19 protein-coding genes are annotated in these 22,460 nt (G+C 71.7%); 13 read left to right on the forward strand and 6 right to left on the reverse strand.

Annotated elements, in window-relative coordinates; translation table 11 throughout:
• The first annotated feature begins 26 nt into the window (after positions 1–26).
• The 7 genes from AB0I71_RS02580 (at position 27) to AB0I71_RS02610 (ending at position 8,637) form a co-directional block, all read left to right on the forward strand.
• Positions 27–1,091 (forward strand): BMP family ABC transporter substrate-binding protein, encoded by a 1,065-nt coding sequence (locus AB0I71_RS02580; protein WP_357581618.1) that lies wholly within the window; start codon positions 27–29, stop codon positions 1,089–1,091.
• Between the two features lie 253 nt (positions 1,092–1,344).
• Entirely contained in the window at positions 1,345–2,982 is a 1,638-nt protein-coding gene (locus AB0I71_RS02585) for an ABC transporter ATP-binding protein (protein ID WP_357581619.1), read from the forward strand.
• Between the two features lie 61 nt (positions 2,983–3,043).
• Positions 3,044–4,369, forward strand: a complete 1,326-nt coding sequence (locus tag AB0I71_RS02590; protein WP_357581469.1) for an ABC transporter permease — start codon at positions 3,044–3,046, stop codon at positions 4,367–4,369.
• Positions 4,370–4,372: 3 nt separating this feature from the next.
• The gene (locus tag AB0I71_RS02595) at positions 4,373–5,653 is read left to right on the forward strand and encodes an ABC transporter permease (RefSeq protein ID WP_357581470.1); all 1,281 of its coding nucleotides are present in this window, start codon (positions 4,373–4,375) and stop codon (positions 5,651–5,653) included.
• A gap of 17 nt (positions 5,654–5,670) precedes the next feature.
• Positions 5,671–6,372, forward strand: coding sequence for a cytidine deaminase (locus AB0I71_RS02600; RefSeq protein WP_357581471.1), 702 nt, complete (start codon positions 5,671–5,673; stop codon positions 6,370–6,372).
• 198 nt (positions 6,373–6,570) lie between these two features.
• Positions 6,571–7,851, forward strand: coding sequence for a thymidine phosphorylase (locus tag AB0I71_RS02605; protein WP_357581472.1), 1,281 nt, complete (start codon positions 6,571–6,573; stop codon positions 7,849–7,851).
• Positions 7,852–7,956: 105 nt separating this feature from the next.
• Positions 7,957–8,637: a DUF4272 domain-containing protein gene (locus AB0I71_RS02610; RefSeq protein ID WP_357581473.1), complete on the forward strand. Its 681-nt coding sequence runs from the start codon at positions 7,957–7,959 to the stop codon at positions 8,635–8,637.
• A gap of 7 nt (positions 8,638–8,644) precedes the next feature.
• Here the strand turns inward: AB0I71_RS02610 and AB0I71_RS02615 are convergent, their stop codons facing one another.
• Positions 8,645–9,505, reverse strand: coding sequence for a putative RNA methyltransferase (locus AB0I71_RS02615; RefSeq protein WP_357581474.1), 861 nt, complete (start codon positions 9,503–9,505; stop codon positions 8,645–8,647).
• Positions 9,506–9,563: 58 nt separating this feature from the next.
• On the opposite strand from AB0I71_RS02615, the gene AB0I71_RS02620 reads away from it, so the two are divergent.
• Positions 9,564–10,643, forward strand: coding sequence for an adenosine deaminase (locus AB0I71_RS02620; RefSeq protein WP_357581475.1), 1,080 nt, complete (start codon positions 9,564–9,566; stop codon positions 10,641–10,643).
• Positions 10,644–10,661: 18 nt separating this feature from the next.
• Here the strand turns inward: AB0I71_RS02620 and AB0I71_RS02625 are convergent, their stop codons facing one another.
• Positions 10,662–11,033 carry a hypothetical protein gene (locus tag AB0I71_RS02625; protein ID WP_357581476.1) on the reverse strand — a complete coding sequence of 124 codons (372 nt, stop codon included), beginning with the start codon at positions 11,031–11,033 and terminating at the stop codon, positions 10,662–10,664.
• A 433-nt stretch (positions 11,034–11,466) separates the two neighbouring features.
• Between AB0I71_RS02625 and AB0I71_RS02630 the strand changes: the two genes are divergently transcribed.
• The 4 genes from AB0I71_RS02630 (at position 11,467) to AB0I71_RS02645 (ending at position 16,429) form a co-directional block, all read left to right on the forward strand.
• Positions 11,467–14,955, forward strand: a complete 3,489-nt coding sequence (locus tag AB0I71_RS02630) for a nitrate- and nitrite sensing domain-containing protein (protein WP_357581477.1) — start codon at positions 11,467–11,469, stop codon at positions 14,953–14,955.
• Positions 14,952–15,356 carry a roadblock/LC7 domain-containing protein gene (locus tag AB0I71_RS02635; RefSeq protein ID WP_013731521.1) on the forward strand — a complete coding sequence of 135 codons (405 nt, stop codon included), beginning with the start codon at positions 14,952–14,954 and terminating at the stop codon, positions 15,354–15,356. The genes AB0I71_RS02630 and AB0I71_RS02635 overlap by 4 nt, the downstream gene beginning before the upstream one ends.
• A 100-nt stretch (positions 15,357–15,456) precedes the next feature.
• The gene (locus tag AB0I71_RS02640) at positions 15,457–15,834 is read left to right on the forward strand and encodes a DUF742 domain-containing protein (protein WP_091634396.1); all 378 of its coding nucleotides are present in this window, start codon (positions 15,457–15,459) and stop codon (positions 15,832–15,834) included.
• Position 15,835: 1 nt separating this feature from the next.
• Positions 15,836–16,429, forward strand: a complete 594-nt coding sequence (locus tag AB0I71_RS02645; RefSeq protein ID WP_155215169.1) for an ATP/GTP-binding protein — start codon at positions 15,836–15,838, stop codon at positions 16,427–16,429.
• Positions 16,430–16,526: 97 nt separating this feature from the next.
• Here AB0I71_RS02645 and AB0I71_RS02650 read toward each other — a convergent pair whose 3' ends face one another.
• From AB0I71_RS02650 to AB0I71_RS02660, 3 genes are all read right to left on the reverse strand, one after another.
• Complete coding sequence (locus tag AB0I71_RS02650; RefSeq protein ID WP_357581478.1) at positions 16,527–17,732, reverse strand: ABC transporter substrate-binding protein; 1,206 nt, start codon at positions 17,730–17,732, stop codon at positions 16,527–16,529.
• Positions 17,733–17,927: 195 nt separating this feature from the next.
• A complete protein-coding gene (locus AB0I71_RS02655; RefSeq protein WP_357581479.1) occupies positions 17,928–20,276 on the reverse strand; it encodes a transposase in 2,349 nt (782 codons plus the stop codon).
• Between the two features lie 40 nt (positions 20,277–20,316).
• Complete coding sequence (locus AB0I71_RS02660) at positions 20,317–21,312, reverse strand: DNA primase (RefSeq protein WP_357581480.1); 996 nt, start codon at positions 21,310–21,312, stop codon at positions 20,317–20,319.
• Positions 21,313–21,428: 116 nt separating this feature from the next.
• On the opposite strand from AB0I71_RS02660, the gene AB0I71_RS02665 reads away from it, so the two are divergent.
• Positions 21,429–21,770, forward strand: a complete 342-nt coding sequence (locus AB0I71_RS02665) for a helix-turn-helix transcriptional regulator (RefSeq protein ID WP_357581481.1) — start codon at positions 21,429–21,431, stop codon at positions 21,768–21,770.
• A 4-nt stretch (positions 21,771–21,774) separates the two neighbouring features.
• Here the strand turns inward: AB0I71_RS02665 and AB0I71_RS02670 are convergent, their stop codons facing one another.
• Positions 21,775–22,446, reverse strand: coding sequence for a permease prefix domain 1-containing protein (locus AB0I71_RS02670; protein ID WP_357581482.1), 672 nt, complete (start codon positions 22,444–22,446; stop codon positions 21,775–21,777).
• Positions 22,447–22,460: the final 14 nt, after the last annotated feature.

Consider the following 22,460-nt stretch of genomic DNA (forward strand, 5'->3'; position numbering starts at 1 on the left):
GAGACGTCTTGCGCTCGGTGCGTGGGATGCGGATCGCCTCGATGATCGCGGCGGGTGGGCTCGTACTGAGCGCCGCCGCCTGTGGCGAGGCCCCGGATGAGGACAACAACGCCGGCTCCGGCGGCGAGAAGTACACCGCCTGTATGGTCACCGACGTCGGCGGCATCGACGACAAGTCGTTCAACGCCTCCGCCTGGAAGGGCCTGGAGGACGCCAAGGCGGAGAACAGCAACATCGACATCAAGTACGTCGCGTCCAAGGCCGAGGCGGACTACGAGCCGAACCTCACCCAGTACGTCAACCAGGACTGCAACTTCATCCTGGCGGTCGGCGGGCTGATGGGTGACGCGACCAAGAAGATCGCTGAGGCGAACCCGGACCAGCAGTTCGGCATCGTCGACGCCGACCCGGGCGTTTCCAACGTCTACCCGATGCAGTTCGACACCGCCCAGGCCGGCTTCCTCGCCGGCTACGTCGCCGCCGGCATGACCGAGAGCGGCAAGGTGGGCACCTACGGCGGCCTGAAGATCCCGCCGGTGACCATCTTCATGGACGGTTACGCCGACGGGGTCGCCTACTACAACGAGGCCAAGGACAAGGACGTCCAGGTTCTCGGTTGGAACAAGGAGACCCAGAACGGCTCCTTCACCAACGACTTCGTCAAGCAGGACGAGGGCAAGAAGGTGAGCGACGCGCTCGTCGCCCAGGGTGCGGACATCATCATGCCGGTGGCCGGCGGCGCTGGCCTCGGCACCACCGGTGCTGCCCAGGCCTCCGGCGGCAAGTACAACACCATCTGGGTGGACGTCGACGGCTGCGAGAGCACCCCGAACTGCCCGGCGATCATCACCACCGTGGTGAAGAACATCCCGGGTGCGGTCAAGGAGGCCGTGCTCAAGGCCGCCGGCGGCGAGCAGCTCCAGGCGGACCCGGGCTTCATCGGCACGCTGGCCAACGAGGGTGTCTCGATCGCCCCGTACCACGACTTCGACAGCAAGGTTCCGGCCGAGCTGAAGGCCGAGGTCGACAAGCTGAAGGCGGACATCGCCGCCGGCACCGTCAAGGTCGAGTCGGCCGCCCAGCCGAAGTGACCCGTCGCCGGCCGCCCCGGTGAGACGATCACCGAGGGCGGCCGGCGAGCAGAACCACACATGATCCGGCCGTTGCGGCGCGGGGGAGACCCGCCGTGCCGCAGCGGCCGGTCCGCGCCACCGGTCCGGCCGACGCCGGGCCCGCTCGCCAGCAGCTACGCTGCACCATCGCTTCGCACTCCAGGAGGTTGCGCTGAGACTCGAACTGCGCGGCATCACCAAGCGGTTCGGTGATCTGGTCGCCAACGATCACATCGACCTGACGGTGGAGCCTGGAGAGATCCACGCCCTGCTCGGCGAGAACGGCGCGGGCAAGTCGACCCTGATGAACGTGCTGTACGGGCTCTACCAGCCCGACGAGGGCGAGATCCTGGTCGACGGCGAGCCGCTGAAGCTGCGCGGCCCCTCCGACGCGATCGCGGCCGGCATCGGCATGGTGCACCAGCACTTCATGCTGGTACCCGTCTTCACCGTCACCGAGAACATCATGCTCGGCGCCGAGCAGGTGCGCGGCGGCATCGCCGGGTTCCTGGACCGACGCCGCGCCCGGCGCGAGGTCGCCGAGGTGTCCCAGCGGTACAACCTGCGGGTCGACCCGGACGCGGTGATCGAGGACCTGCCGGTCGGCGTCCAGCAGCGGGTGGAGATCGTCAAGGCGCTCACCCGGGACGTCGACCTGCTCATCCTGGACGAGCCGACCGCTGTGCTCACTCCGCAGGAGACCGAGGAACTGCTCACCGTGATGCGGTCGCTCAAGGCCGCCGGTAAGTCGATCGTCTTCATCACCCACAAGCTCGGCGAGGTCAAGGCGATCGCCGACCGGATCACGGTGATCCGGCGCGGTAAGACGGTGGGTACGGCCTCGCCCGAGGCCAGCCGGGACGAGTTGGCGGCGCTGATGGTCGGCCGCACCGTCCGGCTCACCGTGGACAAGGCCCCGGCCACCCCCGGCGAGCCTGTCCTGGAGCTGTCCGGCCTGGTCGTCGACGACGACCGTCAGGTCCGTGCGGTGGACGGCGTCGACCTGACCGTACGCGCGGGTGAGGTGCTCGGCGTCGCTGGCGTGCAGGGCAACGGTCAGACCGAACTGATCGAAGCGATCATGGGTCTGCGTCCGGTGCTCGCCGGCACGGTCACCCTCGACGGGCAGCGGGTCGACGGCTGGTCGACCAAGAAGGTGCTGCGGGCGGGCGTCGGCTACGTGCCGGAGGACCGCAGCGTCGACGGTCTGGTCAAGGAGTTCACCGTCGCGGAGAACCTGGTGCTGGACATGTACGACCGGCCGCCCTTCGGCCGCGGCCTGTCGCTGCGGCCGGACGAGATCACCAGGTCGGCGCGGGAACGGATCGAGCAGTTCGACGTACGTACCTCGTCTGCCGATGCGCCGGTCGGCACCCTGTCCGGCGGCAACCAGCAGAAGGTGATCGTGGCCCGGGAACTGTCCCGGCCGCTGAAGCTGTTCATCGCCGCCCAGCCGACGCGGGGAGTGGACGTCGGCTCGATCGAGTTCATCCACAGCCGGGTCATCCACGAGCGTGACATCGGCACCGCCGTACTCGTGGTCTCCAGCGAACTCGACGAGGTGATCGGGCTGGCCGACCGGATCGCGGTGATGTACCGCGGGCGGGTCATCGGCGTGGTCGGCCCGGACACGCCCCGCGAGGAGATCGGCCTGCTGATGGCCGGCATCACCCCGGACGCGACGGGCGGTTCCCCGGACGACGCGACCGGGCCGACGGCGACCACCGACCCGGACGTGGCGGCCACCACCGACGCGGACGTCGTGTCCGGCGCGGGCACCCCGGCGACCACCGACCGGGACATCCCGGCCACCACCGACGGCGTGGTGTCGGCCGAGGGGCCAGGCAGCGAAGACGAGAAGGACCGATGAGCGAGCGAACCATCAGGCACGGCGGCCCTGCGGCGGCACGGAGCGGAGCGGAGTTGCCGGCATGAGTGACCCCAACGCCCAGCCGGGTTCCCCGGACAAGGAACCGGCGAGTGAGGACCAGGCCGCCCGGACCGCGCTCGGCAACACCGAACGCGCCGAGGCGGCCACCACACCCGGCGGGTCCGGGCCGCGCCCCACGCTGGGGCGGCTCTTCCTGGAGAACCTGTGGGCCGCCAACACCTTCACGGTGACCCTGCTCTCGCTGGTCCTGGCGATGATCGTCGGCGCCATTCTGATGATCATCTCCGACCCGGAGGTGCTGGCCACCTACAGCTACATCACCGCCCGCCCGTCGGACGCGATAAGTGCCAGTTGGACGCTTGTCAGCGAGGCGTACGCGAACCTGTTCAAGGGTTCGGTCTTCGATCCGGCCGCGAACAGCTTCAACTCGGCGTTGAGCCCGATCTCGGAGACCCTCACCTACACCGCACCGCTGGTCTTCACCGGTCTGTCGGTGGCGCTGGCCTTCCGCGGCGGCCTGTTCAACATCGGCGCGCAGGGACAGGCGACGATGGGCGTCATCCTGGCCGCGCTGGCCGGCTTCCTGCTGCCGCTGCCGCCCGGGCTGCACCTGCTGGTCGCCGTCCTGGCCGGCGCGCTCGGCGGGGCGATCTGGGGTTTCATCCCGGGCATCCTCAAGGCGCGGACCGGCGCCCACGAGGTGATCAACACGATCATGCTCAACTACATCGCGGTCTACTTCCTCACCTGGCTGATCGTGCAGAACGGGGTGCAGGACCCGAACCGCACCGACGCGATCAGCCGGCCGGTGGAGGCCTCCGCCCAACTGCCGCGACTCTTCGGTGACGGGTTGCGCGCCCACGCCGGCATCATCCTGGCCGTGCTGGCCACCTGGGCGGTCGCCTGGCTGCTCAACCGCTCCACGCTCGGCTTCGAGCTGCGGGCGGTGGGCGCCAACCCGGACGCCGCCCGCACCGCCGGCATGAGCGTCACCCGGACGTACGTGCTGATCATGGTCTTCGCCGGGGCGCTGGCCGGCCTCGGTGGCTCGCAGATGGTGCTCGGCACCACCGCCGCCGCGTTGACCCCGCTGGTGGTCGCCCAGATCGGCTTCGACGGCATCCTGGTCGCCCTGCTCGGTCGGGTGAAACCCTGGGGCGTGGCGCTGGCCGCGCTGCTGTTCGGCGCGTTGCAGGCCGGCGGCAACCGGATGCAGTCGTACTCGGGGATCTCGCTGGAGCTGGTCACCGTGCTCCAGGCCCTGATCGTCATCTTCATCGCCGCGCCGGCACTGGTGAAGGCGATCTTCCAGCTCCGGGCCGCGCGGGCCGCCCGGTTGCAGACGAGCCTCGCGAAGGGCTGGTGAGGCATGTCCACCACGGCTGTTCCCGACGTCGCGGTCGCGGCGGTCGACGAGGGCTTCTGGACCCGTACCCGTAAGGTCGGCCTGGTCCTGGTGGCCCTCGGCCTGCTGGCCACCGTGTTGTTCGGCGCACTCGCCACCGGCGAGCAGGCCCGCTTCACGCTCAGCGAGGACGCCGCCGGCGCCGCGCTGGAGATCAACGGTACGGTCGGCGCGGTCCTCTTCGGCCTGTTCACCCTGGCCGCCGGTGCGGCGATGCTCGCCGGCCTGCCGAAACGCTTGTTCATCCCGGTGCTCGCCGTCGGCCTGGTCGCCTTCGTGCTGTCGTTCCTGTGCTGGCAGGTCTCCGCCGCACCGACCGGGCAGAATTTCATGCCGCTTGTCAACATCGTGCGGGGCACCTTCCTGCTCGCCCTGCCACTGATCTTCGGCTCGCTGGCCGGCGTGCTCTGCGAGCGCTCCGGCGTGGTCAACGTCGCCATCGAGGGGCAACTGCTGATGGGCGCCTTCAGTGGCGCGCTGTTCGGCAGCATCTCCGGCAGCGTCTGGGTGGGACTCCTCGCCGCCGCCATCGGCGGATCGTTCATCTCGCTGCTGCTGGCCGTGTTCAGCATCCGCTACCTGGTCGACCAGGTGGTCATGGGCATCGTGCTGAACCTGCTGGCGGTCGGCATCACCGGCTTCCTGTACGAGCGGCTGATGCAGACCGACGCCGCCCGCTACAACAGCGCGCCGCGCTTCAGCAACTGGGAGATTCCGCTGCTGTCGGACATCCCGGTGCTCGGGCCGGCGCTGTTCCGGGGCAACATCTTCCTCTACCTGGCCCTGCTGCTGGTGCTCGTGATCCACATCGCGCTGTTCCGTACCCGGTGGGGTCTGCGGACCCGGTCGGTAGGTGAGCACCCGACGGCGGCGGACACCCTGGGTGTGCGGGTACTCGGCCTGCGCTACCGCAACGTGATCATGGCCGGGGCGGTCGCCGGCATCGGCGGGGCCTCCTACACGCTTGCGCTCTTCTCGTTCACCAAGAACATGATCGGCGGTAAGGGCTTCATCGCGCTGGCCGCACTGATCTTCGGCCGGTGGAGCCCGACCGGCGCGCTGCTCGCCGCGCTCTTCTTCGGCTTCGCCGACCAGCTGGCCACCTACCTGGGCGCGATCAACAGTGTGATCCCCGGCCAGTTCCTGGCCATGCTGCCCTACCTGGCGACGATTCTGGCCGTGGCCGGGCTGGTCGGTCGGGTGCGGGCACCGGCCGCCGACGGTAAGCCGTACATCAAGGGCTGATCCAGGGAGAGCGGACCATGGAGATCGACTGGGAGCGGCTGCGGACCGCCGCCACCGAGGTGATGCGGCACGCGTACGTGCCGTACTCGAAGTTTCCGGTCGGGGCGGCGGCGCTCGTCGACGACGGCCGGGTCGTGGTCGGCTGCAACGTCGAGAACGCCGCGTACGGCGTGGTGCTCTGCGCCGAGTGCGGGGTGGTCTCCTCGCTGCACGCCACCGGTGGTGGTCGGATCGTGGCACTGTCCTGCGTCGACGCCACCGGTGAGCCGTTGATGCCGTGCGGGCGCTGCCGGCAGTTGCTGTGGGAGCAGGGCGGGCCGGAGTGCCTCATCGAGGCCAAGGGCGGCCCGTTGCGGATGGCCGAGCTGCTGCCGCACGCCTTCGACGTGGCCGACATCGAGGCGGTCACCGGGGAGCGACCGGTGCCTGTGGTACCCGACCGGCTGGCCGCCTGGCGCGGGCGGGGGACCGTCTTCGTGCACCCCGACCTCTCCGCCGGGCAGCAGGTCTGGACGGCCTACTGGGAGCGCTCGGCCGGTGACGACGCGGGTGCCGAGACCGGGGTGCTGGAGGAGGGTCCGAGCTGGGACGATCCGGCGGAGGCGATCGGCTGGGGGTTGGCGCGTACGCCCCGGGTGGTGGTGGTCGACGCGTCCGGCACGATCTTCTGGGCCGGTGAGGGGGAGCCTCCGGCGGAGATCCCGGTTCGCTGGGGTTGATCTTGTTGCCGGTCGCGGTCTGGACTGGCTTGCGGTTGGGGCCGGGGCCGACCGTACCCGGCTCCGGGCGGTCAGGCTTGATCCCTCCGCCGGGCACGGTCGGCCCCGGCCCGTCGTGGTCACCGGCCGCGCGACGGTCACGGTGGGATGGGCGCGACGTACGACCTTGCATTGCAGACGACTAGGGAAGATCTTCTGATGAGTGGGTTTGCGGCGGTTGATGTCATTCGGGTCAAGCGGGACGGGGGAGTGCTCTCCGACGCGCAGATCGACTGGGTGGTGGACGCGTACACCCGGGGGGTGGTGGCCGACGAGCAGATGTCGGCGCTGGCCATGGCGATCCTGCTGAACGGGATGACCGGGCCGGAGATCGCCCGCTGGACGGCTGCGATGATCGCCAGCGGCGAACGGCTCGACCTGTCCCCGGTGACCCGGCCGACCGTCGACAAGCACTCGACCGGCGGGGTCGGCGACAAGATCACCCTGCCGCTCACCCCACTGGTCGCGGCCTGCGGGGCCGCGGTCCCCCAGCTGTCCGGGCGCGGGCTCGGGCACACCGGAGGCACGCTGGACAAGCTGGAGTCGATCCCGGGCTGGCGGGCGGCGCTGAGCAACGAGGAGTTCACCGCCCAACTGCGTGACGTCGGCGCGGTGATCTGTGCCGCCGGTACGGGGCTCGCCCCGGCCGACCGCAAGCTGTACGCGCTGCGGGACGTCACCGGCACCGTCGAGGCCATCCCGCTGATCGCCAGCTCGATCATGAGCAAGAAGATCGCCGAGGGAACCGGCGCGCTGGTGCTGGACGTGAAGGTGGGTTCCGGCGCGTTCATGAAATCGGTCGACGACGCCCGGGAACTGGCCCGGACCATGGTGGAGCTGGGCGGCGCACACGGGGTGAAGACCGTCGCCCTGCTCACCGACATGTCCACCCCACTCGGACGGGCCATCGGCAACGGCATCGAGGTGACCGAGTCGGTGGAGGTGCTCGCCGGTGGCGGGCCGGCCGACGTGGTGGAACTGACCCTGGCACTGGCCCGGGAGATGCTCGACGCGGCCGGACTGCCCGACGCCGACCCCGCCGCCGCGCTTCGGGACGGACGCGCCATGGACGTCTGGCGGTCGATGATCCGGGCACAGGGCGGGGACCCGGACGCGCCGATGCCCGAGGCGACCGAGGTCGAGGTGGTCCGCGCCGACACGGACGGTCACGTCGCTGCCGTCGACGCGTACGCCATGGGGGTGGCCGCGTGGCGGCTCGGCGCGGGTCGGGCGCGCAAGGAGGACCGGGTCAGCGTGCCGGCCGGCGTGCTGCTGCACAAGCGTCCGGGCGACCCGGTGCGCGTCGGGGATCCCCTCTACGAGCTGCGGGCCGAGCGGGCGGAGCTGATCCCGGGGGCGCTGGCGGAGGCGGCCCGCGCGGTGACCGTCGCCGCCCGACCACCGGCCCCGGTGCCGCTGGTGATCGAACGCGTCGAGTGACGAAACCCTGCCCCGGGCCATGGTGTCGGAGCGTGAGGGCCGCTATTCTCGCAGGCCAGGGGGGACCGTCGGCGCCGAGACATCGTGATCAGACAGGATGTTGCCGTGATCGTGCCTGCCCCTGACCCCCGCGAGGTGCGTGAGGCGAGCCTGGACGAACTGTCCCGGTTGCGGCTGCCGTTGCCACCGCCGCAGTTTCCGCTGGTCTGGGAGCCGGGCGACGACATCGAGCTGCGGCCGACGGCGGAGATCGAGGCGCGGATCGCGGTGCTGCACCTGATCCTGGCCCGGTGCTTCGGCATGCCGCCCCAGGCCGCGATGAGCTGGCTGCTCGCCTCGCATCTGGTGGAGATGGTCACGCCGCCGGAGTTCCAGTTCGTCACCGGCGCCAAGGGCGACCACCGCTCCTTCGTGCTGCACCATGACGCGTTGTTCTCGTTGGCCTGGGTGCTCGGCCTGACCAAGCAGCTGGACCCCACCATGCCGGCCGACGACCGGCTGGTGGAGCGGCTGCCGCACATCGCCGATGGGGAGACCTTCCGGCAGTGGCGGTCCCGGATCCTGGCCGCGCCGCAGCATCCGGCGGACGCGGCGGCCCTGCTCGACCTGCACTACTGCCTGGACTGGTCGTACCTGGAGGTGAGCCGCGCCGGCCGGACCCTGCCGGGCCTGGTGGACGCCAACGCGATCGGTCAGCGGCGGTGGGCGCTGGAGTGGGCGGTGATCCTGCGCGGGCCGTACCACGACGAGCCCCCCGGCTGGGAAGAGGTCGACCTCTCCACCTAGGCAGGGCCTAGACCGGGCGGTAGGTGCCGAGCCGGACCGCCACGGTCACCCGGACCGGCTCGCCGAGGGCCTCGATCCGGGCGGCCAGCCCGGCCGGGTCGGTGTGCCAGGCGCTCGGACCCATGCCGACCAGGGTGCTCACCTCCGCGCCGGAGAGCGTCAGCTCCTGCCGGTGCACGGTCGTCGACTCCTCGGTGAAGTGTCCGGCCAGACTGGCCGCCACCCGGTCCGCCTTGGCCGGGTCGACCCGGAGCAGGCCGAGTGCGGCGACCAGTTCGGTGAGGTGGTCGGCGGCCGGGGTGACCACCAGCAGCCGCCCGCCCGGGGCGAGAACCCGACGGAACTCGGCGCCGTTGCGGGGCGCGAAGACGTTCAGCAACAGCGCCGCCGAGGCGTCCGCCAGCGGTAGGCGCTGCCAGGTGTCGGCCAGCGCGGCGGTGACCCGTGGGTGGGCGCGGGCGGCCCGACGTAACGCGGGTTTGGCGATGTCCAGCGCGAGACCGACGGCCGTGGGCACGGCCGCCAGCACCGCCGCGAGATGCCGCCCGGTGCCCGCGCCCGCATCCACCACCAGCGGATCCGCGTCGTCGGCCGGCTGGGCGGCGGCGGCGAGGGCGGCGGAGATGACGTCGTAGTGACCGGCAGCCAGGAAGTCCGCCCGCGCGGCGACCATCTCGGCGGTGTCGCCGCTGTGCGGGGCGCGACCGGTGAGCAGGTTGACATAACCCTGCCGGGCGATGTCGAAGCTGTGCCGGCGCGGACAGCGCAACGCGTGGCTGGTGCCGACCGGGGCGATCGAAAGCCGTTCGCCGCAGACCGGGCACCGCAGTCGGTCGACCACCCGCGGGTCCGGTCCTGCTGCGTTCACCTGGCCATTGTCCCTACCGGTCCGGTGGCGGCGCAGCGGCGGGGACTAGGGTCGACCCATGACCACGAGTCTGCGGTACGAGGACATCGTCAGGGCACCGAAGGCGCTGCTGCACGATCACCTGGACGGCGGCCTGCGCCCCGCGACGATCGTCGACCTGGCCGCGGAGGTCGGTCACGAACTGCCCACCACCGACCCGGCGGAGTTGGGACGGTGGTTCGTGGCGGCGGCCGACTCGGGTTCCCTGGAGCGTTATCTGGAGACCTTCGCGCACACCGTCGCCGTGATGCAGACCGCCTCCGCGCTGCGTCGGGTCGCCCGGGAGTGCGCCCTCGACCTGGCCGCCGACGGAGTGGTATACGCCGAGGTGCGGTTCGCCCCGGAACAGCATCTGGAGAAGGACCTCACCCTCGACGAGGTGGTCGAGGCGGTGCTTGCCGGCTTCGCCGAGGGCAGCACGCTCGCGGCCGAGGGCGGCACGCCGATCCGGGTCGGCACACTGCTCACCGCGATGCGGCACGCGGCCCGTTCGCAGGAGATCGCCGAGCTGGCCGTACGGCACCGCGACCACGGTGTGGTGGGCTTCGACATCGCCGGTGCGGAGGCGGGTTTCCCGCCCACCCGCCACCTGGACGCCTTCGAGTACCTCCAGCGGGAGAACTTCCACTTCACCATCCATGCCGGTGAGGCGTTCGGGCTGCCCTCCATCTGGCAGGCGATCCAGTGGTGCGGGGCGGACCGTCTCGGCCACGGGGTCCGCATCGTCGACGACATCACCCCCGGCTCGCCGCCGCAGCTCGGCCGGCTGGCCGCGTACGTGCGGGACAAGCGGATCCCGCTGGAGCTGTGCCCGTCGTCGAACGTCCAGACCGGCGCCGCCCCGTCCATCGCGGAGCACCCGATCGGGCTGCTGCGGGACCTGCGCTTCCGGGTGACCGTAAACACCGACAACCGGTTGATGAGCGGCACCTCGATGTCCCGGGAGATGGCCCTGCTGGTCGACGCGTTCGGCTACGGCTGGCGGGAACTTCAGTGGTTCACGATCAACGCGATGAAGTCCGCCTTCATCCCGTTCGACGAGCGGCTGCGGATCATCGACGAGGTGATCAAGCCCGCGTACGCGAAGCTGCTGGCCTGAGCCACGCGCGGCCGGTGGTCAGCCGGTCCGTGGCGGATGGCCGGCGGCGAGCAGACCGGCCACCCGGCGCAGCACGTCCCGACCACGGGCGGCCTCCGCACCGAGCCCGGTCTGCCGACGCAGCACGGCCGGCTCGGCGCGCAGCAGTGCCATCCCCCGCAGCAGCAGAACCCGTGGACCCTTGCGCTGCTCGGTCAGATCCCGGGCCAGCCGACGGAGGAAGGTCGCGCTCCGCGGCCGCCGCAGGGCGTACGCCCCGGCGAGGAGCCCGCGTCGCCGGCACTCTCCGACGATCTCGGCGGCGAAAATCCCTTCGGCCACGAAAAGTGGCGAACTGGCCAGCTCGAAGCGCCGAGTGGCCACCCGCCGATCCTCATTGATGGCGTACACCGGCACCTCCGCCCGGCCGTGCCGGACTAATTGGTCAATAACCTCCACCGCTGCCTCGGCGTCCCACGAATCGGGCGACTCCCAATCGATCTGACCGTTCCGTCTCGGTAACGTTGGGTCATCGCCGTCCTTGTAGAAATCGTCCAAACAGAGCACTGGCAGCCCGGTTTGCTGCGCTATATACGACTTTCCGGAGCCGGAAGGGCCGGCCAGGAGAACGACTCGGTGCTGGTGGCTCATTACTTCGAGTAACTCCGAACAGACGGACCGCGATCAAATTGCATCAACATCTCATCACACCTCCGGCTGGGGCCAACCTGGGCTTTCTCTTTCCGTGGCGGCGTGATGGAATCTCGGATGGTCCGACCCGCCGGGTCGGCTGCTGGGCGTTGTCCGGGGGCAACGCGGACGCTGCAATCACGAGGGCGGTGACGTGAGCAAACGGCCGAAGACGGCAGGTTCTCTCCTGTCGCGTCTACGCCGGCCGGCAGGTCGGCTCCGCGACATGCCGATCTGGTCCAAGCTCGGTCTCATCATGATCGTGCCGACCATCGCCACGGTCGTCGTGGGTACCAGCGGTCTGGTCGACCACCTGGACGCGCTCAACGACGCCAACCGGGCCGGCGACCTGGCCGAACTCATCGGCCATTCGGGTGCGCTGGTGGACGGCCTTCAGGACGAGCGGACCGCGGCCGTGCTGCTGCTGGGCTTGGACCCGCAGCGCAGCACCGCGGCGCAGAAGGAGACCGCCTCCACCCGCTACAACGAGGTCGCGGCGCGGGTCGACCAGGACAAGGCTCCCTACTCGCGGCAGCGGTCGGACCTCACCGACCTGCCCGTCAGCCTGAACGGGCTGCTCGGCCAGATCGATCAGGGTCTCGGTGACCTGCCCGGCGCCCGCAGTCAGGTGCTGAACGGGAAGTTCCGGATCACCGACGCGCTCCAGTCCTACGACGAGCTGATCAACCAGCTGCTCGCCGTCCGGGACTCGGCCAGCCAGCTTGCCGGTGACAACGACCTGAGCGACCGGATGCGGGCCGCCGCCGCGGTGGCCCGGGAGAAGGAGTGGCTCTCCGTCCGCCGGGTGGTCGTGCACCGGGCGCTGATCTCGAACGGCATGAGCTCGACCCTGCGGACCGACTACATCTCCAGCGAGACCGGTCAGCAACAGGCGCAGCAGAGCTTCGACGCGGTGGCCACCGAGGCGGAGGCGGAGTTCCACGCCCAGACCATCGGCGGTGGTGACCGTCGGCAGGCGACGATCTACATCAGCCAGGTCAACGCCGACAACTCCCAGAACCTCGCCGGCATCTCGTTCAACGCCGAGCAGTGGGACGCCGCGCTGGTCGCCAACGGCAAGCTGATCCGCTCGGTCGAGACGAAGTTCGACTCCGACGTGGCGGACCAGGCCGGCGAACTCCGCTCCGACGTGCAGCGCACGGTGTTCCTGGAGACCGGCCTGCTGCTCACCATGCTGCTGCTGGCCATCTTCCTGGCGTTCCTGGTGGCCCGTTCGATGGCCCGCTCGCTGCGTGAGCTGCGCCAGGGTGCGCTCTCCATCGCCCAGTACGGGCTGCCCCAGGCGGTGGCCCGGCTGCGCGACCCGCAGGTCACCGGGCAGCTCTCGCCGGTGCAGCTGGCCAACCAGATCGCCGAACCACTTCCGGTACGCAGCAAGGACGAGTTCGGTCAGGTGACCGAGGCGTTCAACGCGGTCCACCTGGAGGCGGTCCGCACCGCTGCCGAGCAGGCCGCTCTGCGGTCGTCGGTCGCGACGATGTTCGTCAACCTGGCCCGTCGGTCCCAGATCCTGGTCGACCGGCTGATCGGCCACCTCGACCGGCTGGAGCGCGGCGAGGAGGACCCGGACCGGCTGGCGGAGCTGTTCCAGCTGGACCACCTGGCCACCCGGATGCGCCGCAACGACGAGAACCTGCTGGTGCTCGCCGGTGCCGACTCCACCCGTGTACAGCGCGAGCCGGCCGCACTCATCGACGTGCTGCGGGCCGCCCAGTCCGAGGTCGAGCACTACACCCGGATCGAGTTCGGGGTGATCGACCGGGACATCGAGGTCGCCGCGCACGCGGTGAACGACCTCGTCCACCTCGTCGCCGAGCTGTTCGACAACGCGACTGCCTTCTCGCCGCCGGACTCGCAGGTGCTGGTCGAGGCCCGCCGGGTCGGCGACCGTGCCTCGCTGTACGTGGAGGACCGGGGCATCGGCATCAGCGGCGAGCAGCTGGCCGACCTGAACGAGCGGCTGGCCACGCCGCCGCAGGTGGACGTCGCCGTCTCCCGGATGATGGGCCTGGTCGTGGTCGCCCGCCTGGCCTCCCGGCACGGCGTCAAGGTCGAGCTGCGACCCGGCAGCGACCGGGGCACCGTCGCCGAGGTCACCCTGCCGCCCACCGTGCTGGTGCCCCGGGCACTGTCCGGCCGTGGGCAGCAGCCACCCGCGCTACCGGCCTCAGCCGGCCCCTCGTCCGGGCCGAGCCCGGCGTTCGGCGCGCTGGCCGCCCTCGGCAACGGCGCGCACCCGCCGGTCCAGCCCTCCACGCGCACCCCGGGCGGTTCGGGCAACCAGGTGACCCTCGGCGGTCGGCCCTTCGACCCGGCCAGCCGTAACGGTTCGGGCACGCCGACCACCGTGGGCGGCGGAGGCAACCTGCCCGCCTGGTCGGACCTGACCGGTGCCAGCGGCACCACCGGTGGCAACGGCAACGGCAACGGTTTCGCGCCGCTCAGCTCGAACGGTCACCCGATCGACCCGCTGCCGCAGCGCCGGTCCACCGACGAGCCGAGTGGCCAGCCGCCGGCGATCCCGCGTCAGCTGCCGAGCAGCCCCGAGGCAGGGCCGTACGCCCCGCCTGCGGTGTCGGCTCCGCCGGTGCCGCCGGTGTCGTCGCCTCCGGTGTCCGGTACGCCGTACTCCGCCCCGCCGGTCTCGGCGGCCCCGGTCTCCGGTCACCCCGTGTCGGCCTCGCCCGTCTCCGGGTCGCCCGTCTCGACGCCGCCCGGCGGTCCGCTGCCGCAGCGGCCCGTCTCGGCGGCACCCAGCGCCGGTGCTGCCTCGGCGCCTCCGGCCTGGCCGCCGGTGGCCGGGGAACCGGCCGCCCCGGCCGTGCCCGAGCGGCTGGCCGCCGCCCTGGACATGACCACCGAACTGCCTCGGGTGCAGCGTCAGACCCCGGCCCCGCGGCCGGCACCGGCGCAGAACCAGCCGACCGCTCCGACGCCGCCGCAGGCCCAGAACCGGCAGCGGTACGCCGATGAGACGATGGAGCTGCCGATCTTCCGGGAGCTGGAGTCGGCGTGGTTCCGGACCCGTCGCCCGGGTCCGGAGGAGTCAGCCGGTGCCCGTCAGCCGGCCACGGCCGGTGCGACGACCCAGCAGCTCTCCACGGTCGACGTCGCCAAGCGGCCGGCCCAGCAGCAGACCCAGACCGGGACGACAGGTAACGCACCGATGGCACAGACTCCGACGGGGGCGGGCGCGCCCGGCGGGAACGGCGCGACAGCGAGCGGCGGGCCCCGTCCCGGCGCTGCCGACAAGGCGCCCTCGCACCGCCCGGCACCGCAGGAGAACATCTGGCGGACCGCGGCCGACGACGGTTGGCGGGCGGCCACCGCCGCCAGCCAGGCACCGCCGGCTGGCACCACCGAGACCGGGCTGCCGAAGCGTACGCCGATGGCACAGCTGGTACCGGGGGCGGTGGAGAAGCCCACCACCTCCGTGCAGCGCCGAAACCCGGAATCGGTACGCGGTCTGCTCTCCGCCTACCACCGGGGTGTCCAGCGGGGACGTAGTCACCCCTCGGACAGCAACCCGACCGGCCCGGAGGGAACTCCGGGCGGGCAGCAATCCTCGCAGTCTGGCTCTGGCCCGGTGGCCGGGAGCGGGCAGAAGGAGCAAGAAGGATGACTAGTACGCAGGATCTCGGTTGGCTGCTGGCCAACTTCGCCGATCGGGTACCCGGTGTCGCGCACGCGGTCGCCGTCTCCGCGGACGGCCTGCTCCTGGCGTCGTCACGAGACCTTCCGCGGGACCGGGCGGACCAGCTGGCGGCGATCGCCTCCGGCCTGGTCAGCCTGACCCAGGGCGCAGCCCGTTGCTTCGAGGGAGGCGCCGTGCTGCAGACCGTGGTCGAGATGGACAATGGCTTCCTGTTCCTGATGTCGATTTCCGACGGCTCGTCGTTCGCGGTACTCGCCGCGCGTAGTTGCGACGTGGGACAGGTCGGTTACGAAATGGCCCTGCTCGTTGACCGGGTGGGCGACGCCCTGACCCCGCAGCCGCGTACGGCTGTCGGGATGATGGGCTGATCGTCGCGCCAGCCGGTGGGGCAGGCGGGGCGACAACATTGCATACGACGGGTAGCACCGGTGCGAACCGGTGCCGGGTACGAAGGAGGTGAGCGGCAACATGGCTGATCGTGACGAGCCGACCGGTGCACTGGTCCGTCCATACGCCGTTACCCGCGGTCGTACCCGTCCCCGCCTCGACATCGCCCTGGAGGCGCTTGTCGAGACGACGGTGCGCGGTCGGGCCGCTGCCACTGGCAATGGTGGCCAAGGCCGTGAGCACCAGTACATCGCCGCGCTGTGTGACGGACGCGTGCAGTCGCTCGCGGAGATCGCGGCGCGGATGCAGCTTCCGCTCGGCGTGGCCCGGGTGCTCATCGCCGACATGGCGACGGACGGCCTGGTCGCGGTCCACGAGCCGACCATCCTGGACGACTCGGACGACGCGGTGGGCACTGAATTGCTGGAGAGGGTGCTGAGTGGACTTCGCAGGCTCTGACATGTCGCACCGGCCGCCGGCCCCGAGCGGGCGCGTGACGTCGGCGAAGATTGTTATCGCCGGTGGATTCGGCGTCGGCAAGACGACGCTGGTCGGCTCGGTCTCGGAGATCACGCCGCTGACCACCGAGGCCATCATGACCTCCGCCGGAGTCGGCGTCGACGACACCCGGCAGGTGCCGGGTAAGACGACGACCACGGTGGCCATGGACTTCGGCCGCATCTCGATCGATCGTGACCTGATCCTGTACCTGTTCGGTACGCCGGGTCAGACCCGTTTCTGGTTCATGTGGGATGAGCTGGTGCGGGGTGCGATCGGCGCGGTCGTGCTGGTGGACACCCGCCGGCTGGCCGACTGCTTCGCGGCGATCGACTTCTTCGAGCACCGGCGGCTGCCGTACCTGGTGGCCATCAACTGCTTCGACGGGATGCAGTACCACGACCCGCAGGACGTCCGGGAGGCGCTCGCCATCTCCAGCGACGTGCCGGTGGTGGCCTGCGACGCTCGGAACCGGGAGTCGACGAAGCACGTGCTGATCTCGCTTGTCGAGTACGTGCTGACGATGCGTCGCTCCCGGGCCGTCGCGCCCGCCTGACGATCGGCACCTACGTCCGGTGACGGCCACCGCCGTCACCGGACGTAGGTTGGCGACCAGATGACGTGGGTGGGCGCCCCCGGGGCGCCCACCGTCGTCAGTTGAGCCGGTTCCAGGCACCGCCGTCGACGCGGTACACCCCGAGGGAGTGGCGGTCCATGCCGCTGTGCCGGATGGGCGTGAACGAGTACATCCCGGCCAGCCCATCGGTGACCTGGTTCTGCAGGTACGCCCGCAGCCGCCCCCGGTCCACACTGTCGGCCAACCGGGCCGCCGTGCTGATCAGCAGCAGCGCGTCCGAGGCGTACGGGGCGAAGCCACGGTAGGCGCCGTGGGCGCGGATGTACGCCGAGACGAGGTCGCGGTAGGCGCGCCCGGCGGCGCTGCTGTTGGCGATCGTGGAGCCGCCCAGCGAGGACGGGTGGACCGCGAAGGCACCCTCGACGGCGGGCAGGTTCGCGCCGTCCAGGGTCTCCTCGGCCACCGCCCCGGCGTCGAAGAACAGCTCGCCGTCATGGCCGGCGGCGCGTAGCGCCCGCGCAGCGGCACCGGAGCTGGGCGCGGTGGCCCAGACCACCACACCGTCCGCCCGGGCCGCGACGGCCTGTTCAGCGGCGCGGGAGAGGCCGGCCTTGCCGGCGGGCAGCCGTACGGTGCGGGCCAGACCGACCTCGGCGGTGCGCAGCGCGCCCCGCATGGCCCGCACGCCCGAGTCGCCGTGCAGCCCGTCCTCCGCCAGCAGCACCACCCGGCGCAGACCTTCGGTGCTGATCAGCTGGGCGAGCCGCCGGGCCACGTCTCCGGCGTCCGGGGTGACCTTGTAGATGAAGGCCCGCTGGGCCAGCGGCACGGCGATCGAGTCGCCGAACGCCAGCGACACGAACGGCAGCCGGAGCTTCTGCGCCACCCCGATGACCGACATGGAGGTCTCCGCCAGGGTGGCCCCGAGCAGGGCGTGCACGTCGTCGCGGTGGCCGAGCTCGGTCGCCTGCCGGGCGGCCAGTCGGGGATCGCTGCGGTTGTCCAGCACCTCCAGGCGTACCGTCCGGCGGAGGTTGCCGACCGCCACGCCCTTCTCGTTGAGGGCTGCCGCGCTGATCGCCAGCGCCCGCTCCTGGAGCACTCCCAGCGCCGCGCCGGGGCCGCTCAGCTCCAGCGTGGCGCCGACGACCAGTTCCTGACCGGGGGTGGGGCGGGCGACGGCATTCTCCCGCCCACCGTCGCGCCCGCAGGCGCTCAGCAGAAGCGCGCCCGCCGCTGCGGCCAGTACGCCGCGTCGGTTGATCACGGATGGGCCGGTCACCGGTGTCGCCATGAGTCGCCTTCCCGCCCGGCGACCTGCCGCCGGCTGTTCCGCGGGTATGCTCCCGGCCGCGCCGACTCGGCGTCAAATTATCCGGGTGTGGGCAGAAACACGCAGGTGAAAGGCGTTGCGAGACCGCCGGCAGGAGTGGCGGGACTGCGGTGTCCCACCGCCCTGCCGGCGTTGTCTCTCAGGTCAGGAACGGTAGCCGGCGGAGCGGTACTCGTACTCCCGATCGTCGTCGCGGTCGCCGGTGTCGCGGGTGAAGTCCCAGCCGCCGGCGGACTCCCGCCCGGGGCGCCCACCGACCGCGAACCCACCGATCTCCTGCCCCCGGCGCCAGCCGCGGAAGTAGCCTGTGGTGTTCTCGGCCAGGCTGGCCGCGTCCCGCACGATCCGCAGCGGACGCTCCTCGCGCAGCGGCGAGCCGGGCACCAGGTTGGCCTGCGGTACGCGCTTGGGCAGCCCGGCGTTCGTCTCGTCACCCACTGCGGGACGGGCCGCCTGCTCGGCGGCCTGCCATCCGCTGTCGGCCGTGGTCGACCAGTCCAGGTCGGCCTCCTCGCCGTGTCCCACGAACCAGGCGGAGCGGGCCTGCGCGAAGATCAGCAGGTCACCGTCGCCCTCGTCGGAGACCGGCGGCGGCCGGTGCTCGATCGGCGGCTCGGCCGCGCGGCGCGCCGGTGGGAGGTCCAACCGCTCGGTCCCCCGGTTGCCGCGTTCCGGGCCGCCCCGGTCGACGAGGCGTAGCGGCGGCGTCTCCGGTGGCGGCGGGGTTCCGTTGCGCAGCGCCCGGTCGGCCAGCGGTGGCGGCTCGACCAGTCGGAGCACGGGCGGCTCCGGCGGCAGGTCGTCGGCGAGCCACGGCGGGGTGACCCGACGGTCGGCACTGTGGTCGGTGGGAGTTTCGGGGGCGCTGCGCCGACCCCGGTCGTCGTACGAGCCGACGACGGGATTGCGGGGCGAGGTGTCCGCCGGGTTCTCCGGGTTGTTGACCAGCGGCCAGTTCGAGCGGGATCCCGGTGGAGCGGCCTTCTCCTGCTCGGGGCGGGGTGCCGGCACCGGGACGCTGAGGTCGGTGGCGCTGAAGCCACCGGTCGGTGCCGGTGGTTCGCTCTTGGTCTTGGGTCGGGGCGGGATGACTGTGCGTTGACGCTCGGCCCGCGCGTTGTTGATCGCCGCGGTGGTGAGGGTCGGCCGGAACGGCTCGCCCGCATCGGCGGGCGGGATCGTCCCGCGCTGCGTCGGCGCGATCGGGGTGATCCCGGGCGGCGGCGGGGGCGGCGCGGAGATCGGCCGGTTGATCGGGCCGTCCCCACGGGAGGGAAGCGACTCGGCCCGGGACGGCGAGGCGGGTGGGCCGGCAACGGCGGCCGGGGTCACCGGGGCGGGTGCGACCGGCGGCGGAGCGACAGGTGCGGGCGCCACCGGTGGTGGCCCGAGGGGGCGCGGGGAGGGCGGTGGAGCCGCGCCCGGCACCGGCTCCGGCCGGCTGCGGCGACCACCGGCCGGCTCGGGTCCGCTGGGGCGCACCGACCGCAGGGCGGTCGCGGTGCCGGGGGTGCTCGCCGACAGTTCGCCGACCTGTTCGCCACGTCGGGCGGCAGCCCGCCGACCGGACCCCTGCACCGGCCCGGCGGTGCGGGCCCGCAGGGCACCGACGAGCGCCTCGCAGCCGGCGTCACAGGCCCGCACCGAGGCGACCGCCTGCCGGATGGTCTCCGCGGCGGCGGAGGTGAGGGCCCGGTTGACAGTGGCCCGCCGGGGGGTCTCGGCGATGGCGACGCGCAGCGCGGTGACCGCCTCGTCGATCGCCTCCGCGTCACCTGCCCCTTCGGCGGCGAGTTGGGCGGTGACGGCGTCCGCGGTGACCGCCGCGTCGCGGCCCCGGCCGGCCGCGTCGGTAAGCATGCCCGGCTCGGGAAGCGCGTCCAGCACGGCCAGTGGAATCGACTCGGCAGGGTCGGGGTAGGCGCGCAACGCGGCCGGGTAGAGCTCGCGCAGCACCTCGCGCAGTGCGACCGCGGCGGAGTGCCGGCCGCTTGTCAGCGCGGCGTGCGCGGCGAGGACCTGCTTGTATCCGGCGAGGTCACGGGGGGCCGGCAGGGTCACCGCCGACAGGGCCCCGGCCTGCAGCGAACGGGCGAGACCGATGGCGCGCCGGACGGCCGGCGGCGACTGCATCTCCTCAAGTGAGTCGTCGTCGGCGAACCGTTCGGCGAAGTCGTCGACCGAGTCGTCGTCGGCGATCGCCAGCGGGCGACCGGCGGCGCTGAGCAGAGAAGTGATCGTGTGGTCGTCGCTGTCGGCGGCTATCGCCGCACCGCTCGGCCCGCCTGAGCGTTCCACGAGCAGCGTGACCAGCCGGGCGTAGCCCGCCGGGTCGTCGCCGATCTCGCAGACATGCAGCAGACGGCCTGCGTCGTCGACCACAGCGGACGTCAGCGCCGATCCGGTCGAGACCGGTCGGTCGGCCGGGTCCGCCGAGGTCAGACCGCAGTACACGCGCACGAGCGCCACGGCGTCGTCCTCCTCCCGGGACACAGGGCTTTCTCTGCCAGAGACTGATGCTCCCTGGTGCGGGTCAGTCGCGCCAGTCCACGACCGCAGAGATCTTCCCGACAATGGTCCGCCAACCCAGACTTGCGGTTTGTGCCCCGATTTTCTTCAGCCTACGCCGTCCCATGAAGCCGCCGATGCCGCCGCCGACCGATGCCCGTAGCGCCTCGTCCAGGTCGTCGAGACTGGAGCCGGTGGAGAGCATGTCCAGCACCGCGGGCAGCCGCAGGGCGTACGCCAGGTCGCGGGCGACCTCGCCGGCCTCGATGAGCAGCGTCGGATCCCAGGTGTCGTGCCCGCCGCGGAGGTTCTCCACGACGAGATCGAGTTCGTAGACGTCATCGTCCAGCGGTGCGATGTCGGCCGGTTCCACCCGTTCGGACAGTTCATCCCAACTGTCCAGCTGAGACAGATCGTTGGGTGCGCCGGAACGGACGAAACTGACAAGGGACTCGGGCGTCTTGAACAGCAGCAGCCGGCCCCGGTGGGTCAGGAAGACCGGCACCTCCTCGTCGCCCGCCTCGTTGGCGGCGACCTCGTCGGTGGCCTCCTTCCCGTCTTCGGCGGCGGCCTTCCCGTCGGCGTCGTCGTCGCCGCGCTGCGCCCGCTTCTCCTCGTCCTCGCTCTCGGCGAACTCCCGGGCGACGTCCTCGTCGAGGATGACGACGTCACCCTCCTCCTCATCGTCGTCCCCGGTCGTGTCGACCTGGCGGCGGGCGAGGAAGGGGTCGTCGGCGTCGCGCTCGGCCACGTCGGTCGGGGTCAGCTCACTGGCCGACCGGTACGCCCGCAGGGTGAAGCCGGTGCCGGCCGGTAGGGCGATCTCCACCGGATCGATCCGCAGCTCGTCCCAGAGCGCGCGGTTCGCGGTCTCCACCGCGGCGACGTCGGGCGCGGCGTCGGCCGGCTCGGCGACGTCCGGCTCGCTGGTGCCGGTCGTGTCATCGAGCTCGGGCTCGTCGGCGTCCGGCCGTTGGGGCGACTGGCGGGCCACGGTGACCTCCGTGTGTCGGGCTACCACCCCCGGCGCTGATGCCGGTGAGTGACTCTGGGCACATACCCTAGTTGGCTGCGCTCGGTAACCGCTGGCCGCACCCCGGTGGCTCACCACGCGGATAACAAGTAGCGTGTCTACGTATGAACGCCCAGGCGCTGCACGGACACCTCGACGCCCTGCTCCTGGCCGTGTTGGAACGGGGGGCCCTGCACGGCTACGCCATCATCGAGGCTCTGCGGGCGCGCAGCGACGGCCGCCTCGACCTGCCCACCGGCACCGTCTACCCGGCACTGCGACGACTGGAGCGGGCCGGCCACGTGGTCAGCACCTGGAGCACGGTCAACGGGCGGGAACGGCGGACCTACGAGCTCACCGACGGCGGCCGGCGGGCGCTGGCTGACCAGCGGTCGGGATGGCACGAGTTCAGGTCGACGGTCGGTCGCTTCCTCGACCCGGGCACCACACCCACCACCGCGGGCTGACACGTCAGCGGGTGGCCAGCAGCCAGGTGCGGGCGGCGTCGCCCAGCCACACGTGGGCGGCGGCACCGACGAGCATCCCGATGATCATCGGTGGCCAGGTCAGGGCCGCGTCCCACAGCAGGATCGACCAGGTGAACAGCCCGGCCCCGGCCACCGCGCCCAGCAGGGCGGTCCCGGTCAGCGCGACACCGACGCTGCGCGCCAGGGCGGTCAGGGCGGGGCGCGCCGAGCGGGCGGTGGCCACGACCAGCACGAGCCCGGCCAGGCCGAGCAGGAACGCCGCTGCCCAGATCCACTCCACCGACTGCGACAACAGCAGGTAACCGGAGGGCGGTCGTGGGCCGCTGCTCCAGCTCGATCCGTGCCAGGTCAGGTCACCGGCGATCGAGGCGGTCGCGGCGAAGGCGACCACCCGCAGGGACAGCCCGCGCAGCGCGGCCACCGCGAGCTCGGCCTGGTAGGCCGGGGCGAGTTGATCCGGCGTACCGAAATCGGCGACCGCCCGCCGGGACGCCTCGCCCGCCGGCACGCCGCTGTCCCGGTACGCATCGACGGCGTCGAGCAGCCCGTGCCGGGCCTCGGTCATCAGGTCGGCCCGCAGCCGGCGCGGCCCACGGAGCCGACCGGCGAGCTGCCGCAGGTGCTCCTCGACCAACACGTCGTCCCTGACCGGCATGTCCCCAACCCTGC

Origin of the sequence: Micromonospora sp. NPDC049891 (assembly GCF_040660295.1) — a bacterium.
GTDB lineage: Bacteria > Actinomycetota > Actinomycetes > Mycobacteriales > Micromonosporaceae > Micromonospora.

Coding starts and splice junctions, on each gene's coding strand:
- AB0I71_RS02580 (WP_357581618.1), top strand. CDS start 27: ATGCGGATCGCCTCGATGATCGCGGCGGGTGGGCTCGTACTGAGCGCC.
- AB0I71_RS02590 (WP_357581469.1), top strand. CDS start 3,044: ATGAGTGACCCCAACGCCCAGCCGGGTTCCCCGGACAAGGAACCGGCG.
- AB0I71_RS02595 (WP_357581470.1), top strand. CDS start 4,373: ATGTCCACCACGGCTGTTCCCGACGTCGCGGTCGCGGCGGTCGACGAG.
- AB0I71_RS02600 (WP_357581471.1), top strand. CDS start 5,671: ATGGAGATCGACTGGGAGCGGCTGCGGACCGCCGCCACCGAGGTGATG.
- AB0I71_RS02605 (WP_357581472.1), top strand. CDS start 6,571: ATGAGTGGGTTTGCGGCGGTTGATGTCATTCGGGTCAAGCGGGACGGG.
- AB0I71_RS02620 (WP_357581475.1), top strand. CDS start 9,564: ATGACCACGAGTCTGCGGTACGAGGACATCGTCAGGGCACCGAAGGCG.
- AB0I71_RS02635 (WP_013731521.1), top strand. CDS start 14,952: ATGACTAGTACGCAGGATCTCGGTTGGCTGCTGGCCAACTTCGCCGAT.
- AB0I71_RS02640 (WP_091634396.1), top strand. CDS start 15,457: ATGGCTGATCGTGACGAGCCGACCGGTGCACTGGTCCGTCCATACGCC.
- AB0I71_RS02645 (WP_155215169.1), top strand. CDS start 15,836: ATGTCGCACCGGCCGCCGGCCCCGAGCGGGCGCGTGACGTCGGCGAAG.
- AB0I71_RS02665 (WP_357581481.1), top strand. CDS start 21,429: ATGAACGCCCAGGCGCTGCACGGACACCTCGACGCCCTGCTCCTGGCC.
- AB0I71_RS02670 (WP_357581482.1), bottom strand. CDS start 22,446: ATGCCGGTCAGGGACGACGTGTTGGTCGAGGAGCACCTGCGGCAGCTC.